The organism is Pantoea sp. ACRSC, from assembly GCF_022346785.1.
Classification (GTDB): domain Bacteria; phylum Pseudomonadota; class Gammaproteobacteria; order Enterobacterales; family Enterobacteriaceae; genus Pantoea; species Pantoea alvi.
On record NZ_JAKRNN010000038.1, the window covers coordinates 1 to 15262 of the forward strand.

A 15262-nucleotide genomic window follows, 5' to 3' on the forward strand; every position below is an offset into this window, starting at 1 on the left:
TTGCCGTTACGCACCACCCCGTCAGTAGCTGAACAGGAGGGACAGGTGATAGAAACAGAAGCCACTGGAGCACCTCAAAAACACCATCATACACTAAATCAGTAAGTTGGCAGCATCACCCCCGCGCTCAGGACGCAGGTATATAACCTATCGGCAGCATCAACAATTACTTTAAGAAGGCAACTTTTCAGGTCGTCTCCTGGCTCATCGGTGCAGGCGCAAATGGCGGTAAGACAGGGAATACTGCAGCAGTGACAGATGAAGCGGGATTTGTTGTCGCCTCGTTTTACGACGAGATTCTCTGATCTGCTGATTGTGCGCTGACATCCAGTGATGCTGCGGAGAACGAGGTTGAGGCGCGGGAGAAGCCGAAGCGATGGGGCGAGTGGCGTTTATCATCAACCGAACTGACAGTGATGAGTGTTCGGTGTAAGAAGCGACATAAATCTGAATGACATGGTGAAGGGAGATTTGATGCCTCCCCTTATGACTTTTAATGTCCGTTATGAATGAAAAGCGGAATTTAGAGATTAAAGTTGATGCAAGGACTTACAGCAAAGAATAACATGACTGCATAATTTGGTTTTCTCAACAATGTCTTTCTCGCCTGGAATTAGCACAGGTATGAACCAGATTCATACAAAACAGCGCGGTCTCTGGCCGCGCTGTTGGAATATTATCCGGTTATTATTTCAGATGTTTATGCAGTTCCGCACCCGCCTGCTCCAGCGCAGTTTTGACGGTGGGCTCCTGACTTAACGGGTTCAGCAGCCCATAGTCATGGATCATTCCGTTATAGCGTGTCACGGTCACTGGTACGCCAGCTGCATCCAGCTTACGACCGAACGCTTCACCTTCGTCGCGCAGAACATCAAGTTCCGCCGTCTGGATCAAGGTCTGCGGGAACCCTTTCAGCTGTTCCGTGGTGGCACGCAATGGCGAGGCCAGAATATTATTACGGTCTGACGCGCTTGTGGTGTAGTTATCCCAGAACCATTTCATCATGTTTTTCGTCAGGAAATAGCCATTTTCGTACTGGTTATAGGATGCGCTGTTAAAATTCGCGTCGGTTACCGGCCACAGCATCACGTTATAACGAATCTTCGGACCGTTAAACTGTCTGGCCTGCAGCGCCACAGAGGCCACCATATTCCCGCCGACGCTGTTACCGACCAGGGCCAGACGGCTGCCATCCACGCCAATTTGCTGACCGTGTTCAGCCACCCATTTAGTTGCTTCATACGCCTGATTAATCGCGACAGGGAAGTGGGCCTCCGGTGACGGAGTATAGTCCACATATACCGCAGCAGCGCCGGAGGAGCGAACCAGATCCCGGATAAGACGTTCATGAGTCGGGAAATCTCCCAGCACCCAGCCACCACCATGGAAGAACATGAACACAGGAAGTGTGCCGATAGCGTTGTCCGGTTTGACGATTTTCAGTGTTATGGATTGCCCGTTCACCGTAATAATTTTTTCTGAAACCTGCGCTGATGGCAGCGTAACGCCCTTCTGGGCCCCGATCAGTATCTGACGGGCCTCCTGAGGAGTCAGTTGTTCCATAGGCTTGCCTTTACCGGAGTTCAGCACATTGAGAAATGCCTGCACTCCGGCCGTAGGAGCAGGAAGGTTGACCGGTTGTTCGGAAGCCACAGCGGTGGCGGATGCGAAAAGAGCAGAAGTCAGGACAGCTGATACGGTTTTCATGATTAAGCCTCGTTAGATGTATGTTGATTGTATTATTCAGTTGAGCGCCGGTTGTCCCCGGCATCTATCTTGTATGCATAATGCTTGCATGCAACATTCTTTCAGTCAAACATTATTCCTTCATTTTTTTTTAATATTTTTAAGCTGTGTTAATTAAATCTGTAAAAACAGTGCATTAGCAGAGAATCCATTCTGATCTTCAGATTCGGCTACTCATGCGCCCTACCGCCCGCCCCGGGTACAAACCCTGTTCTGGTCCTTGCCCGGCATCTGACCGGCCGTTGGGCTGACCACAGTTGATCCGGTCTTCGCCGTTTCAGTCAGATTCGGGCGTTCCACGATATTTCCTTTCAGAGTGTTCCGCGCATTGATCGACACGGAGCCGGGGCAGGTAATTTCTTGTTTGCCTGGTTATTGCCGGAACTAAAGGCTGCCCATTTGCGTCGTGATAAATATAAAAGTAATCGATCACTTATATAAATACCATGATTACTTTACGGGAAGTTTTCAGACGTTATGTTAATGGTCCACTGGAGTGGATGAGAAGCGGTTCAATGACCATGGTACGTTAAGAAATGCTCGGGCCTCGCTGCGGAGCAGAAAGACTGGCCGGTTGTTCAGAATATAAAGCAGGGGCGACTGCAAAACTGGCAGAAGTCGGAACAGCCGATCCGGCTTTTGTGACTGAGCATTTTTAAAAGTATGTTTATCGTCCTGTTACCGGCAACTAACTTTTACGAATTAAACTTGCATGCAATATTCTTTCTATCAAATAATATTTATACTGTTTTTATATCTTTCTGCCGGGGTTAATTAAATGAAACAAAACAGCATTCTGGAAGAAAAGCTATGCTTCTCTTTGTACTCGGTTACAAACGCGCTGATCCGCCAGTACCGGCCATTACTGAAAGAATTTGACCTGACCTACCCGCAGTTTGTCGTGCTCATGGCACTGTATGAGCAGGACGATATCCCGTTACGGGCGCTTGGCCAGAAGACATTATTTGACTCGGGAACGCTGACGCCGCTTGTGCAAAAACTTGAGGGGAAGGGGTTTCTGAAAAGGATGGCCGTCGTCGGGGATGAAAGGATGAAAAATGTCGTACTTACTAAAAAGGCGCATGAGATGAAAGAGGCTCTGCTGGAACTGCCTGGTAAAATGAGATGTACCATGCAGATGAAAGATGAGGAGTTAGATCTGCTTCGCCAGCTGTCAGCTAATCTGCTGAAAGATCTGTAAAGCCTGGTGCCGGTGTATCGCGACCCGGGTATGAGCCCGATCTCTTTGTTTTAACACAATAAACATTTCGCTCACTGAAAACACACATCTGGTACAGCGACAGTCCACCTGTGCCGGCAGCAAAAGACCTGAGCTGCCGCCCCAGGGCGATGTGTGTTCGTTCCATGATCCGCTTATCCTCGCCAGGACGAGCCCCTTCCACGCCAGCCGCGTTATCCCCATAATTTCTGAGCGCTGTAAAATAGCATTGCATTTATATAAATGATCACTTACTTTTATATTTACCGCGACGCAAACGGGCAGCCTTTAGCTTCGGCGTCCACCGCTCAGACCCGGGACTCCCCGCACCGTGTCTGCGTCAACCAATCCGCGGGACACTCTGAAAGGAAATATCATGGAACGCCCGAATTTGACTGAAGCTGCAAAGAACTGGATCAACGGTAGCTGGAACACCGGAGGCACGATCAGACATGCGGTCAGCCCTTCAACCGGCCAGCTGCTGGGAAGTTACCTGGACGCCGGCGCTGACGAAGCACGCTATGCGATCGAAGCCGCCCGCACTGCTTTCGACACCACAAACTGGTCCAGAGTACGCTCCCTGCGCTCGCGTGCCCTATTTGAGCTGGCCGATGAGGTCGCAAAACGGGTGGACGAAATAGCAATTCAGCTCGCCCGTGAAGGAGGCAAGCTACTGGCGCAGACTCAGTGGGAACTGGCATTGACAGTGGAGTGGCTGCGTTATGGTGCCGCCACCGCACTGTTACAGACCGGTGGGCGCGCCCTTGAAGCCGCACCGGGGATGCACTTTCATTCCGATCCCGAACCTCTTGGCGTTGTGGGAGTGATCTCGCCCTGGAATTCACCCATCATCCTGTCCGTGCGCGCTCTCGCTCCCGCGCTGGCTGCCGGATGCACGGTGGTACTGAAGCTGCCACATCAAACCGCACTTACCAATGCCCTGTTTTCCGGGGCAATAGCAGCGGTCAAATCGCTGCCGCCGGGTGTACTGAATGTGATCACCGAAACCGGGAGTACGGGTGCCTCCATGCTGGTCGATTCCCCTCTGGTGAACATGATCAGCTATACCGGCAGCACCAGGGTCGGCCGTCTCATTGCCGCCAATGGTGCCAGAACGCTCAAGCGTCTGAATCTCGAACTGGGCGGCAAGGCACCACTGGTTGTATTCGATGATGCCAGTCTTGATGCGGTGGTACCGCAGATCGTCACGGCACTGGTCGCGATGAACGGCCAGTTCTGCTGCACCGGTTCGCGTGTACTGGTCCAGCGTGGCATTGCCGACCGATTGCGCGCTGCGCTGATCGAGGCTTATCAGAACGTCCGGCTCGGTGAAAGCGAGGATCCGCAGGCGCAGCTTGGTCCTCTTATCGACAAAGCCAGTGTTAGGCGCGTTGATGCCGTGGTCGATGAAGCAGGATCCTATGCAAACATTCTGGTGCGCGGCGGCCCGGTCGACGAAGGCCCCCTGGCCGCAGGCGCGTTCTACCGCCCCACCCTGATCGAAGTACAGGACCTGGACACCCGTGTCATCCAGTCCGAGGTCTTCGGGCCGGTCCAGACTTTCGAGATTTTTGAAGACGAAGCCGATGCAATCATGCGCGCAAACGCTACGGAATTTGGTCTCGCCGCTTCGGTGTTCTCGGGCGATACGGCGCGCTGCCGGCGAGTCGGCAAGGCTATTCAAGCCGGGCATATCTGGCTAAACTGCTGGGGCGTCATGTCTGAGCACTTTGAACAGAGCGGCTTCAAGCAAAGTGGTATCGGCGTCCTCTGTGGGCCACGTGCGATTGAGCAGTTCCAGGAAATCAAGGTCTATGCGAGCGTTGAGGCAACGCCGACATCGCTCTGACGTTTATCGCTTTGCAGCCAACTGAGGACGACACCATCCCGGTGCCGTCCTTGTGTTACCTGAATGGAAAATATTGTGAAAATGAAAACTGGTGCTGACAAGCCCCTGCGCGGGCGTCCCGTGAATGAGCATGCGCGTGAAGAACGCATGACCCAGATCCTCGACGGGGCCCGAAACTGCTTTATACAACGCGGGTTTCACGCCTCATCCATTTCCGAGATCGGTGCAGCTGCAGGGGTCAGCGTTGCGAACATCTACCAGTACTACCCGAGTAAGGAAGCCCTTATCACTGCGCTTATCGAACTCGACCTGCAGCGGCATCACAATCTGATTAGCCGTTTCTGGAGTACGGATTTCAGTCGCAAGGCGATTGAAGAACTGCTGGCAGAGATCTTCCTCACATCCGAGGGACACGCGGTGGCGGTTTTACGTGCTGAGATCGCCAGTGAGGGTGCGCGTAACACACATGTCGCCGAACTCCTTCGTGAGTCAGAATCTGGCCTAATTAACAGTGTTCGCCACAAGATACGCACGGCCCAGAACAGCGGTCAAATATCTGCTGAGCTCAATCCGGACGACGTCACAGAGCGCCTTTCCCTCGTTTTTGAGGGACTGATGCGTCTGTACCTGTTCTCCCCGGACAATGGACAGAAACTCATTGAGCAATATTACCGCCAGTTTGCCGATACGCTTCAACTGAAATCCTGAGTTCCTGTCTACGGCAGGAAGTGAAGGTGGTGCCTGGTTACCAGGTCGGCTGTTGCCAGGTGTTCACATAACGAAAAAGTCCGCTGCCGGCACAAAGCTGATGTTAATTCCCCCGACGTACTCCTGCCTGGAAAGGAGCCCATCCATCCTGCTGTTGCATCGGCATGATCCCTATTTTTCAGCCGCTGAATGTCTGTGGTACGCAGGATAAACCATGACGGATGATGGATAACCTCCTGATGATGACGGTGGGCACCCAGGGTGGCCTGCAGAAGGCTGACTGCTCCGACGGCCAGATTGAACAGTGAAGGCGTCCCCATGTAACCCAGCACCGCCGGTACGGCGAGCAGGGCTGTGTCCTGTATACTCCGCCGCTTCCATGTGGTAAGTTTCTGCTGCAGAGCATCCAGTCCTTCATCAGCAATTCGCTCTCTGACACGCTGCTGCTGCAGGACTATCTCAGCTGGCCCCGATGCACGCTCCATTTCAACCGCACAGTCACGCAGCGTGCGCCGGAAGGCTGTTATGCTCGGCTCGTAATCGGTGCGGATGCGAAAAATGTCGTGAAGTGACAGATCCTGCAAAAACGGGAGTTCAACCTCAAGCACCCTGCGTGACAGTCTCCCGGATGCGTCCAGCTTCTGCAGGATCTTGCCCTGCAGCGGACAGCGGGTGACAAGTGAGGCGCCGGCCCGGCCTGACTGACTGATATCAGTCAGCAGCCCGTGATAATGAAAGTAGATACTCCGGTTCATGGCCCCGCGCACCTGCCGGTCATACCCTTTACGACTTTCGTGTTTACCGCGGGTGATCCTTGCCCTGAATCTGCCGTCTTCTTTCACTTCGACTGGCTGCAGCTCCTGGTACATATAGGCATTGGTAAAAGGGCTCAGGCAGTCCCGCAGCTCCAGCATGATTTCATCCGGCAGTGTTTTTTCTGACACGAAGCGGATATGCCCTTCGTTGCTGCTCCGTCAGACACCCCGCACCTTCATACTCCTCTCGTACAGCCGGATCACCTCCGGGGGTATCACGGCGTTAAGGAAATGCCGATCAGGCTTATCCTGCAGGTGCTGCATTTTACGCTCCTGCTCCTGCCGGACTGATTCACAGGGTGTAAAGGCAATAAAGCCGGCCTGGAGCAACTGAAAATTGTCCTTCACAAAACGCACAAACTGCGCCACGCCGGTCCTGATATCTGCCAGTCGATCGGTTGCATTGTAATGTACCAGCTGATCCATCGCCTTCGATGACGCCATGGTATCAAGGCGTAACGCAGCTTCTTCCAGCGTATCGGTCAGGATGATGCGCTCAGCCGACAGCAGGCCGGCACGATAAAGGGCCTGCTGATCGTGACGCGCAATCCACAGGCTGAGCGGAGAGTCATGAAGGGGATGCCACTCCCCACGCAGAATCCTGACAGCCTGAAGGTAGCCCTTTATTGCATTTCCCAGCGCTTCAGTATCCGGCGCCGCATAGCCTGTTGCCAGAAGGCTGTCATCCCACACGACACTGTCACTAAGGGCCGGAAGATTATTATACATAAGGTTCTCCTCACAGATCTCCTTACAGGCAGCGAAGCCCCGTCAGGGCTTCCGCCAGTGAGCCTTCAGAGCATTTCATGCTAAGTTCCCGAACCAGGGACTCAAAGGCCTCCGCCGGCATAAAAATTCTTAACCCGTCAATGCCGAAGAATACTTCTGGCGTGACGTTTCCCGGCGGGGAGAACATCACTTGCTCACCCTGATGGCCGTGCGCCAGGGCTTCAGAATGGCGGGCGTACAGCGTGAACAGGCCCAGCAGTTCGGAGAAGGCTTCCCAGCCGTACGGCACCACGAAGTCCTAGCCGGTGATGAGCAGGTGCAGACGCGGCGTGTTGTACCAGGCCCCCGGGCGCTCGCCGGAATACTGGCCATCGATGCGGATATCGAGGCGTAGCGTGCCCGCTTTAATGGTTTCGGTCACGGCCGGGATCTGCACCGCAAGATGCTTATAGCGACCCTCTGGAACACCGGCGTGCGTAGTAATGAAGCCCTTGCGTTCACTAGGACCGACTTCTTCCTGACTCCACCCCACCCGTTTGTGCAGCTGGCTGCACTGAAGCTGCGGGCTTAGAGAGCGGCGAGAACGGTAGGCCGGGAGCCAGCCTCACTGGCTCGTCTCTCTGTCTGATCTCCAGTACGTCAGCCAGCTGTAGATGATGATGGCCACGCTGAAAATACCGATGGAGCGACGGAATAAGTACACCTGCAGAACAGAAAAGGCGCACATTTGGACGATCACCGACCGGACTGGCCGAACATGGCTGAATGAAGCGGTAGAATCGGCCGCTGCCGACGGCGTGACGTCCTTCGTGCCGGTGACTCCTCACAAGTTCCGCCACTCCTACACCCTGCAGATACTGTATGCCGGTATTCCACTGAAGGTTCTGCAGAGCTTGATGGGTAATAAATCGGTGAGTTTGAAGAAAGTCTATACGAAAGTATTAGTACTCGATGAAGCGGCACGCCACCGTGTACAGTTCCATATGGACGGCACCGATGCTGTTGCCATGCTGAAAGGTAATATTTGAGGATTCTTGTGGATGTTTGGCTGACGCACCTTTCTGGCTTGTCCAACCCCATCGTCTAATCAGAACTTGTTTCCGATTAGACGAGGGGTTGGATATCAAGGTCCATAAAAATAAAAACGATCATCATAAGTATTTTTGGACATTTTTTTGATAATGCCGTTTTGACCAAAGTGCGGGGTGGAGCGATGTGCAGTACAACATACGGTTTGCAGTAGGCTATGGACATAATAACCTGAATGCACAATGTGCGTTTGCATTGCACTAAGCAGTTCTGATGATTCAAGGACGTTGATAGATCTGCCACTTTCAGAGAAACATGATCAAGCTAATCTAATATCTTTAGCTCACATCTCTATGAGTGGGTCATAGCATGGTAAGCCATGCCTGTCTGCTAAGTTAAAACTTTCAGTGGCATTATGCTATTTGGGCACTATCCCTTTTCATCCTCTCGGATTTCAAAAAGTTATCAACATATACACCGGTTAGATCCTATAACACGATCCTATTGAAGATCCTAAATGGATCCTTATAGTCCCAAACAGATCCCCGATCGCTGCAAGCCACGTCAGACAAGGCATTCAGAGGATTTGGGTGTGTCGTATTATGCAATAAGTGTGTCGCAACATGTAATTGGTGTGTCATGCCATGAGCAAAGTGGGTGACATCATGCTCTTGGTGTGTCATAACATGCAAAATGGTGTGTCGCATCATGTCAAATAACAAACTATCCTGAATCGCCACGGATAATCTAGACACTTCCTAGCCGTTGATAATACTGGTTTTCATATTCTGTCGGTGACATCTGATCGCTGGAACCATGCCGACGCTTACTGTTATAAAACATTTCGATGTAATCAAAAATATCGCTGCGGGCTTCTTCCCGCGTTCCGTAGATCTTTTTCTTTATCCGTTCGCGTTTCAACAACTGGAAAAAGCTTTCTGCAACCGCATTATCATGGCAGTTACCGCGACGGCTCATGCTGCCCTCCAGGCCGTGTGATTTCAGGAACGACTGCCACTCATGGCTTGTGTACTGACTGCCCTGATCCGAATGAACCAGCACCTGTTTTTGGGGATTACGGCGCCATACAGCCATCAGCAGTGCGTTCAGGACAATGTCCTTTGTCATCCGGGATTGCATGGACCAGCCGATAATTTTGCGTGAGAACAGATCAACAACCACGGCAAGATACAGCCAGCCTTCGTGGGTCCTGATGTAGGTTATGTCCGTTACCCAACGCTTATCCGGAGCATCCGGATTGAACTGTCGCTGGAGCCTGTTGGGCGACACGATACTGGCCTCGCCTTTACGTGCCCGCGGGCTCCGGTATCCGACCTGAGCCTTTATCCCGACACGTTTCATCAGTCGCCAGACTCTGTTCACTCCGCACTGTTGCCCGCTGTCCCGCAGATCCAGATGGATTTTGCGATAACCATAGACGCATCCCGATTCCAGCCAGAACTGTTTAATCTGTCCTGTCAGTCTCAGGTCTGCCTGATGGCGTTGTGAATGCGGCTGCTGAAGCCAGGCGTAAAAACCACTGGGATGAACATCCAGCACCCGACAGAGCAGGCGAACAGGCTAGCAACAGGTGTTGTCACGGATAAAGGCGTACCTCAGTCGGACAGCTTTGCGAAGTACGCCGCGGCTTTTTTTAATATGTCCCGTTCGTCGGTAACCCGCTTCAGCTCTTTCTGGAGACGGCGGATCTCGGCCTGAGCATCTGACTGTTCTTTATTAGCGGAAGAATCCGGACCGTACTTCTTTATCCAGGCGTAAAGGCTGTGGGTGGTGATATCGAGACGTGTTGCAACGCTGGCAACAGAATAACCGCGATCAACAACCTGTTTGACTGCTTCAGTTTTAAACTCTTCGGGATAACGCTTACCGCTCATGGGCACCTCTCTTTAAGCCATCTTAAATGACTCTGAGGTGTCTGTTAAACCCGTGGCGATTCATTTTCCCCGCCCTGAGCGGGTTTTTTTTGTCCTGAAAACGGATGCGTAGCCTGAAGGTATGAAGCGAATCCACCACAACTATTCGGCACTAAGGCGTAAAAAGCTCTCTGCATGTTTTTGTCATGGACTTACCGGAAACATCTTTTGGGTTACCTTCTTCGCGGCAGTTCTTGACCGCACTGTTATGTTAAAAGAGAGTGTTCAGGCAGTTGTACCTGAAACCTGACGGCGCAGAAATGAGAACGCAAAAGCGATCCATGGGATATGTGGCTATGTGGTCGATGACTATGACCGCGAGATTGAGTATTACGCCGACAAGATGGGTTTTTCCCTGGTTGAGGACACACCGCAGCCAGGTAAACGCCGGGTTGTCGTTACACCTAACTTGGAGAGCCACTGTAATCTTCTCCTGACCCACACTTCAAACGAGAGGCAGGAAGATTTTATTGGCAATCAGTGTGGTGGGCGGGTATTCCTGTTCCTGCAGACCGAGACTTCCGGCGTGGCTACACCGCTATGAAAACAAAGGGCGTTCACCGCTGTCAGAAGCCGTGTGAGGGGGAGTATGGGGGGCGCTGTGTTTTATGACATTTATGGCAACCGCTGGGATCTCCACCAGAGCGCTCAGCTCTGATAGCTATGCGACTGCGCACGTCCGGTGCGTGGCCGGGATGCTATATTCAACGTAGTGGACATTTTCAGTCATCATGAGTGAAACGTCTGCTACCCGCTCATACCGGATTCTGCAACTGCGACAGTCCGCTATGTGCAGAAGCGGGCGTTGTTAACATCTTGCTATAGTCAATTATAGAGAGCAGCCCAAACTGGCTATCCTGGAGCGCGATTTGATCCCGCTGCTTAAGAATAATCTGTAAAATTAACAACCTGGTAAGAAAGTATAAAGTAAATGTACGGCTTGCTAGCTGATGCCAAAATGTTTTTGTTAATGTCTTTCTTCACTAATATAAACAGGGCGCTCATGCTCAAGGCGCCCGGAGGGAAACATGCGTTCTGTTATAACTGGAGCACTAATTGCAATCACGAGCGGGCTTATGGGAGCTGCGCTTTGTAATAATCATGCTTTTTTCAAAAGCCTGACTGATCATCCTGCCAGTGTTTCAAACGATCAGTCCGCTGGCTTCTGGATTACACCGGCCGTGAAGGGTTATGGCGAAATCCACTATGAACGCAGTGCTGCCTTCCAGCCCACCCCAGACCTGAGCAATAAAATCGTTTTCAAGGTGGGGCAGGCCGGAGACAACACATCATTGCCGAATCCGGCCCTGGAAAAAGTCGCGCAGGTGGTTAATCTCTATGTTGCAGCCGGGGTTCCCACCAACAAACTCAGATTTGTCGTTGCGGTGAACGGTGGCGCAACGCCGGCGATGCTTGATAACGTGCATTATCAAAAAATATATGGCACTGACAACCCAAACCTTAAGCTCATTTCGGCCCTTCAGAGCCAGGGAGTCAAAGTGAGCATATGCGATCAGGCTATCGCCTGGCATCATTATAAAAAGAACTGGATCGCTGGCTCGGTTATACATACGCCTTCCGCTCTGACCACAATAACAACCTTACAGAACAGGGGTTATGCCTTCCTGGAAATGTAAAGCGGATTGGCAGGCCTTGTTGAATAAATGGAAGGTAGCCTTATTGCGCCTTTCGTCAGATAATTTTCTTAAACCACCTTACACATGCTCAAAGCCTTACTGATATGCAATAAGCCGCTTTTATGTCAGTGATATTACTTCAGTAACACCGCTCCATGTCGCGCCTATAGTAGAAAAGTTATTGACTCCAGCTCAGGTCGGAAACATCAGCAGTCGTGATGAGGTAAAACGCTTTCCCGCCGGCGGACTCAAACAGGCTGGCAGCTTTTTTAATATCATCAACATGAACGGCAAAATGCTGGATGCGGTAACCGCTCAGGGGACCGAAGCCTGCCTTGCTCTCACAGAAAGAAGGCAGCGACTGCAAGCGTCAGGGAGAAAGATGCCTGGCGGAACATTACCCGCGACGTGGTAAAAGCAGGTGCAACTCCGAGTCGCATTCGCTGCACTTCCAGTGCTGATGCTGTCAGCATGCGGCGGCAGTCCTTCGAGGTAGCTAATAACATTACAGCGTTTGGTTAATCTCTTCAGTAAACTCAGCCAGGCGGGAAAGGTCAGCGATGCCGATTTCCCATCAGACATGAAAGATGAACAGCGCGTCAGAATGCTTCGGCTCAATGTTTAACGGTGGTGGGCATGGTACATGGAGGCAAATCAGTTACTCTTCACAGTACAAAAGTTGATTTAAAACTGGTCTCGTAAGTTTAAGTAGACTAGGGTTCAGGCGGAAAACAGCTGATAATTGAGGTCGTTTTGTTTACAGTGGAGCTGGATACTGTAGTTTATGCTTTTCAGATAAGGCAGCTTGCTGCAAGGCATCAGTCCGGAGAGGATTTGAGGCAGATCAAGAACCTGGTGGATGATGTCATAAGGTCTATGGAGGTAAATCTTAAGTATCATTATCATTATCATTATCAGAATCGCTTACACCTGAAGATGTGGTCCGAACTCTTCAAAAACCTCAATACCTTTACGAATAAATGTTCAGATCCTGACTGGATGACTGTCATCGCCTATGCCAGACGGCAGGTGAGCCGCAAAAAGGGCGCCGCAAAGGCCAGGCTCAAGTAAATACAGACCTCGGCTCGGTCATTGTATTTGATAACCCGATACAGGTTTACCGCCTGGCTTTATTAAAAAGGTCGGCCGGCCGGACACTTCAGGCACGCTAAGGCGCTGAAGCTGCGCCGAACCTGCCGCTAAAAGCATGGAAAACCCTTAACAGGTTTTGAGGTTTGATCAATTCCTGAACCTGATGAAAAAAATAAGAGTGCAATATGGGAAAATATTTTTATCTTTCAAGGCAATTCGAAGTCACGGGTGCTTTGTTTGTACATACAGCTGGGTGTAAATCACTGCCTGGCGTTGAAAATCGCGTTTTTTTGGGCACTTTTTACCATACCCGGGACGCAATGAAGGTAGCGAAATCCAGGGATGCTGAGGCGAGGCCTTGTCCTAGATGCTTTACTTCCCTCTATAAAACATGAATCTGCTGACTACGATCTAATCGGGATAACACCACGCAATCATCTTTGAGCTTTGGAAGAGGGCAGACAGAAATAAATTTCTTATTCTTAAGCGGGTCAGAATGTACTTTCTTTCCCGCTCCGGTCAGGCATTTTGCAAAAGAAAAGAGAATGCAGTTTATTCCGAGCATAAGCGTTTCCGTTTTTCATCTGCAGCATAAACCGCGTATTTCCGGACGCTTATGAACATGGTGAACATGTCATTCATAAACGTGACGTTTTTAACAGGCTTTGTTGTGTGCATTCATTTTTTGCATGGCCTGAAATCAGGCTGCCTCTGCAAACGGTAAGAAAGGTACGCTGCCCGGTTTCATGTGCCCTGCGTAAGTTTTCAGAAAAGCCGTTCCTGTACCTCCTGGCAACGACAGGAAAACCTTGTCAGATGGAAAAGGGACAGCAGAACAAAGCGCTGGGCGGCGGTCAGCGCCCTGTCCCGGTTACAGGGCAATAATTTTTTCGGTAACGCTCAGGCACCTTTTCCTGGGATGATTTACGGATTACAGGTGAACGCCACCTGTGGTAAACGCTTCACTGAAGATCCTCTCCGGTGGGATCCCCAGACGGAGCAGGGCCTGGTATTGCTCCTGCATAAAAGGTACCGGCCCGCAAAGGTAATAGTCAGCCTCTTTCGGTAAACAGGCAGCAGGCATTTCATCCAGCTTAAGACGTCCTTGCATGTGGTAGTTTTTGCCGGCAACCTCACCTTCTTTGACATTTTCATAAGCGATAAACAGATGAAGATTTCTGTTCCGGCGCGCTAAATTCTCCAGCTCTTCACGCAGGGCATGGGCCTCTGAACTGCGGGCCGCATGGATAAAATAAATATCTTTTTTGGCCTCTGACTGCTTTTCCGTGATGGCAGAGTCGCCTGTACCGGCAGCAGAAGATAAATTTGGGTCCGCATGTTCTGCAAGCAGGTGGTTTACCATTGATATCATTGGGGTCAGTCCGACGCCTGCGCTGATAAGAACATTCGTATTATCCGGGTTCAGAAGGTAAAAGTTTCCGGTCGGGGCGCTGAGTTCAACGATGTCACCTTCCTGAACAGCATTATGCAGCGTTGAAGAGACGTAACCGGGATCCTGCCCTTCGATACGGGGATCTTCGCGTTTTACGGATATACGCAGATAATTATCAGCAGGACTGCTCGAAAGACTGTACTGGCGGGGTTGTCTAATCCCCAAGGCAGGTACCATAACCCGGAGCGTGATATACTGGCCCGGTTTATAAGGAGGCAGCGCCTGTCTGTCCTTGGGGACAAGATAAAATGATGTAATTTCGGCACTTTCCATGACTTTTCTGTCCACAATAAAATCACGCCAGCCAACCCAGCTGCCGCTGGTATTTTTATGCTCCTCATACAGTTGTTTCTCCGTCGCGATAAAAATATCAGCCAGCTGCTGATACGCTTCCGCCCAGGCCCTGATTAATTCATCATCCATGGAGATATTAAGCACTTCACTGATGGAATGGAGCAGATTTTCGCCAACAGTATCATAATCAGGAGTCTGTATATTCAAACTGACGTGCTTATGGCAGATAAGCTCAATAACCGGTGCCAGCACACCGGGATTATCAATATTTTCAGCATACGCCAGCACTGCGCCAGCCAGCGCTTTGGCCTGAGCACCGCTTCGCTGATGCCCCATATTAAACGTTTCTTTCAGGTCAGGGTTGTTTTTTAACATTCTCTTGTAAAAATAATCGGTCAGCGCCACTCCGTTTTCTTTCAGAACGGGGACTGTAGCTTTAACCTGTTCTTTTTGTTTTTCACTTAACATATTAACCTCACAATGCCTTCATGCTGCCGTAACGAATAAACTGAACCCAGAGTTTAGTATGGCCGAGTCAGGCCTTTCCACCCTTAAGCATAATCACAGACGGTAATGGTCCCAACTTATTGATAGTGTTTTATGTTCAGATAATGCCCGATGACTTTATCATGCAGCTGGCTTTGTTGAATAAATCAGCTTCAGGACGAGTGACTCTGTAGCTGACCGGGTTTTCAGGCAATACGCACGCTTTCTGGCATACCAGCCTTCGTTATTTTATTCAGCGCACGCACCATGC

General features: G+C 51.0%; 11 protein-coding genes and 4 pseudogenes. 8 read left to right on the forward strand and 7 right to left on the reverse strand.

Annotated elements, in window-relative coordinates:
• The coding region (locus MHZ97_RS22385; protein WP_239315634.1) for an IS1 family transposase at positions 1-65 on the reverse strand (65 nt) is incomplete at its 3' end.
• 193 nt (positions 66-258) lie between these two features.
• Here MHZ97_RS22385 and MHZ97_RS21505 point away from each other — a divergent pair.
• Positions 259-324, forward strand: coding sequence for a DUF4113 domain-containing protein (locus MHZ97_RS21505; RefSeq protein WP_375337778.1), 66 nt, complete (start codon positions 259-261; stop codon positions 322-324).
• A gap of 363 nt (positions 325-687) precedes the next feature.
• Here the strand turns inward: MHZ97_RS21505 and MHZ97_RS21510 are convergent, their stop codons facing one another.
• Positions 688-1707, reverse strand: a complete 1020-nt coding sequence (locus MHZ97_RS21510) for an alpha/beta hydrolase (protein ID WP_239315629.1) — start codon at positions 1705-1707, stop codon at positions 688-690.
• A gap of 817 nt (positions 1708-2524) precedes the next feature.
• Between MHZ97_RS21510 and MHZ97_RS21515 the strand changes: the two genes are divergently transcribed.
• From MHZ97_RS21515 to MHZ97_RS21525, 3 genes are all read left to right on the forward strand, one after another.
• Positions 2525-2947, forward strand: a complete 423-nt coding sequence (locus tag MHZ97_RS21515) for a MarR family winged helix-turn-helix transcriptional regulator (RefSeq protein ID WP_239315630.1) — start codon at positions 2525-2527, stop codon at positions 2945-2947.
• Positions 2948-3341: 394 nt separating this feature from the next.
• Positions 3342-4814, forward strand: a complete 1473-nt coding sequence (locus MHZ97_RS21520) for an aldehyde dehydrogenase family protein (protein ID WP_239315631.1) — start codon at positions 3342-3344, stop codon at positions 4812-4814.
• An 81-nt stretch (positions 4815-4895) separates the two neighbouring features.
• Positions 4896-5522 (forward strand): TetR/AcrR family transcriptional regulator, encoded by a 627-nt coding sequence (locus MHZ97_RS21525; RefSeq protein WP_239315635.1) that lies wholly within the window; start codon positions 4896-4898, stop codon positions 5520-5522.
• An 8-nt stretch (positions 5523-5530) separates the two neighbouring features.
• On the opposite strand, the gene MHZ97_RS21530 is transcribed toward MHZ97_RS21525, so the two are convergent.
• From MHZ97_RS21530 to pifC, 3 genes and pseudogenes are all read right to left on the reverse strand, one after another.
• On the reverse strand, positions 5531-6466 hold the full coding sequence (locus tag MHZ97_RS21530) for a hypothetical protein (RefSeq protein WP_239315632.1): 936 nt from the start codon (positions 6464-6466) through the stop codon (positions 5531-5533).
• A gap of 30 nt (positions 6467-6496) precedes the next feature.
• A complete protein-coding gene (locus tag MHZ97_RS21535; protein WP_239315633.1) occupies positions 6497-7066 on the reverse strand; it encodes a hypothetical protein in 570 nt (189 codons plus the stop codon).
• Between the two features lie 22 nt (positions 7067-7088).
• Positions 7089-7496 (reverse strand): annotated as a pseudogene (gene pifC, locus MHZ97_RS21540) (transcriptional repressor PifC); the annotation flags it as partial.
• Here pifC and MHZ97_RS21545 point away from each other — a divergent pair.
• Positions 7494-8094 (forward strand): annotated as a pseudogene (locus MHZ97_RS21545) (tyrosine-type recombinase/integrase); the annotation flags it as partial. The pseudogenes pifC and MHZ97_RS21545 overlap by 3 nt on opposite strands.
• A gap of 748 nt (positions 8095-8842) precedes the next feature.
• On the opposite strand, the pseudogene MHZ97_RS21550 reads toward MHZ97_RS21545, so the two are convergent.
• Positions 8843-9990: pseudogene (locus MHZ97_RS21550) on the reverse strand (IS3 family transposase).
• 299 nt (positions 9991-10289) lie between these two features.
• Between MHZ97_RS21550 and MHZ97_RS21555 the strand changes: the two are divergent.
• The 3 genes and pseudogenes from MHZ97_RS21555 to MHZ97_RS21565 all read left to right on the forward strand — a co-directional run bounded on the left by MHZ97_RS21555 (position 10290) and on the right by MHZ97_RS21565 (position 12737).
• Positions 10290-10687, forward strand: a pseudogene (locus MHZ97_RS21555) (VOC family protein).
• 370 nt (positions 10688-11057) lie between these two features.
• Entirely contained in the window at positions 11058-11666 is a 609-nt protein-coding gene (locus MHZ97_RS21560; RefSeq protein WP_048783021.1) for a DsrE family protein, read from the forward strand.
• 753 nt (positions 11667-12419) lie between these two features.
• A complete protein-coding gene (locus MHZ97_RS21565) occupies positions 12420-12737 on the forward strand; it encodes a hypothetical protein (RefSeq protein ID WP_103797719.1) in 318 nt (105 codons plus the stop codon).
• 952 nt (positions 12738-13689) lie between these two features.
• Here the strand turns inward: MHZ97_RS21565 and MHZ97_RS21570 are convergent.
• Positions 13690-14973, reverse strand: coding sequence for a globin domain-containing protein (locus MHZ97_RS21570; RefSeq protein WP_103797718.1), 1284 nt, complete (start codon positions 14971-14973; stop codon positions 13690-13692).
• Positions 14974-15262 lie beyond the last annotated feature (289 nt).

Bases quoted from the DNA above. Each gene is read 5' to 3' on its own strand.
- MHZ97_RS21520 (WP_239315631.1), top strand. From the start codon at position 3,342: ATGGAACGCCCGAATTTGACTGAAGCTGCAAAGAACTGGATCAACGGT.
- MHZ97_RS21570 (WP_103797718.1), bottom strand. From the start codon at position 14,973: ATGTTAAGTGAAAAACAAAAAGAACAGGTTAAAGCTACAGTCCCCGTT.
- MHZ97_RS21525 (WP_239315635.1), top strand. From the start codon at position 4,896: ATGAAAACTGGTGCTGACAAGCCCCTGCGCGGGCGTCCCGTGAATGAG.
- MHZ97_RS21510 (WP_239315629.1), bottom strand. From the start codon at position 1,707: ATGAAAACCGTATCAGCTGTCCTGACTTCTGCTCTTTTCGCATCCGCC.
- MHZ97_RS21515 (WP_239315630.1), top strand. From the start codon at position 2,525: ATGAAACAAAACAGCATTCTGGAAGAAAAGCTATGCTTCTCTTTGTAC.
- MHZ97_RS21535 (WP_239315633.1), bottom strand. From the start codon at position 7,066: ATGTATAATAATCTTCCGGCCCTTAGTGACAGTGTCGTGTGGGATGAC.
- MHZ97_RS21560 (WP_048783021.1), top strand. From the start codon at position 11,058: ATGCGTTCTGTTATAACTGGAGCACTAATTGCAATCACGAGCGGGCTT.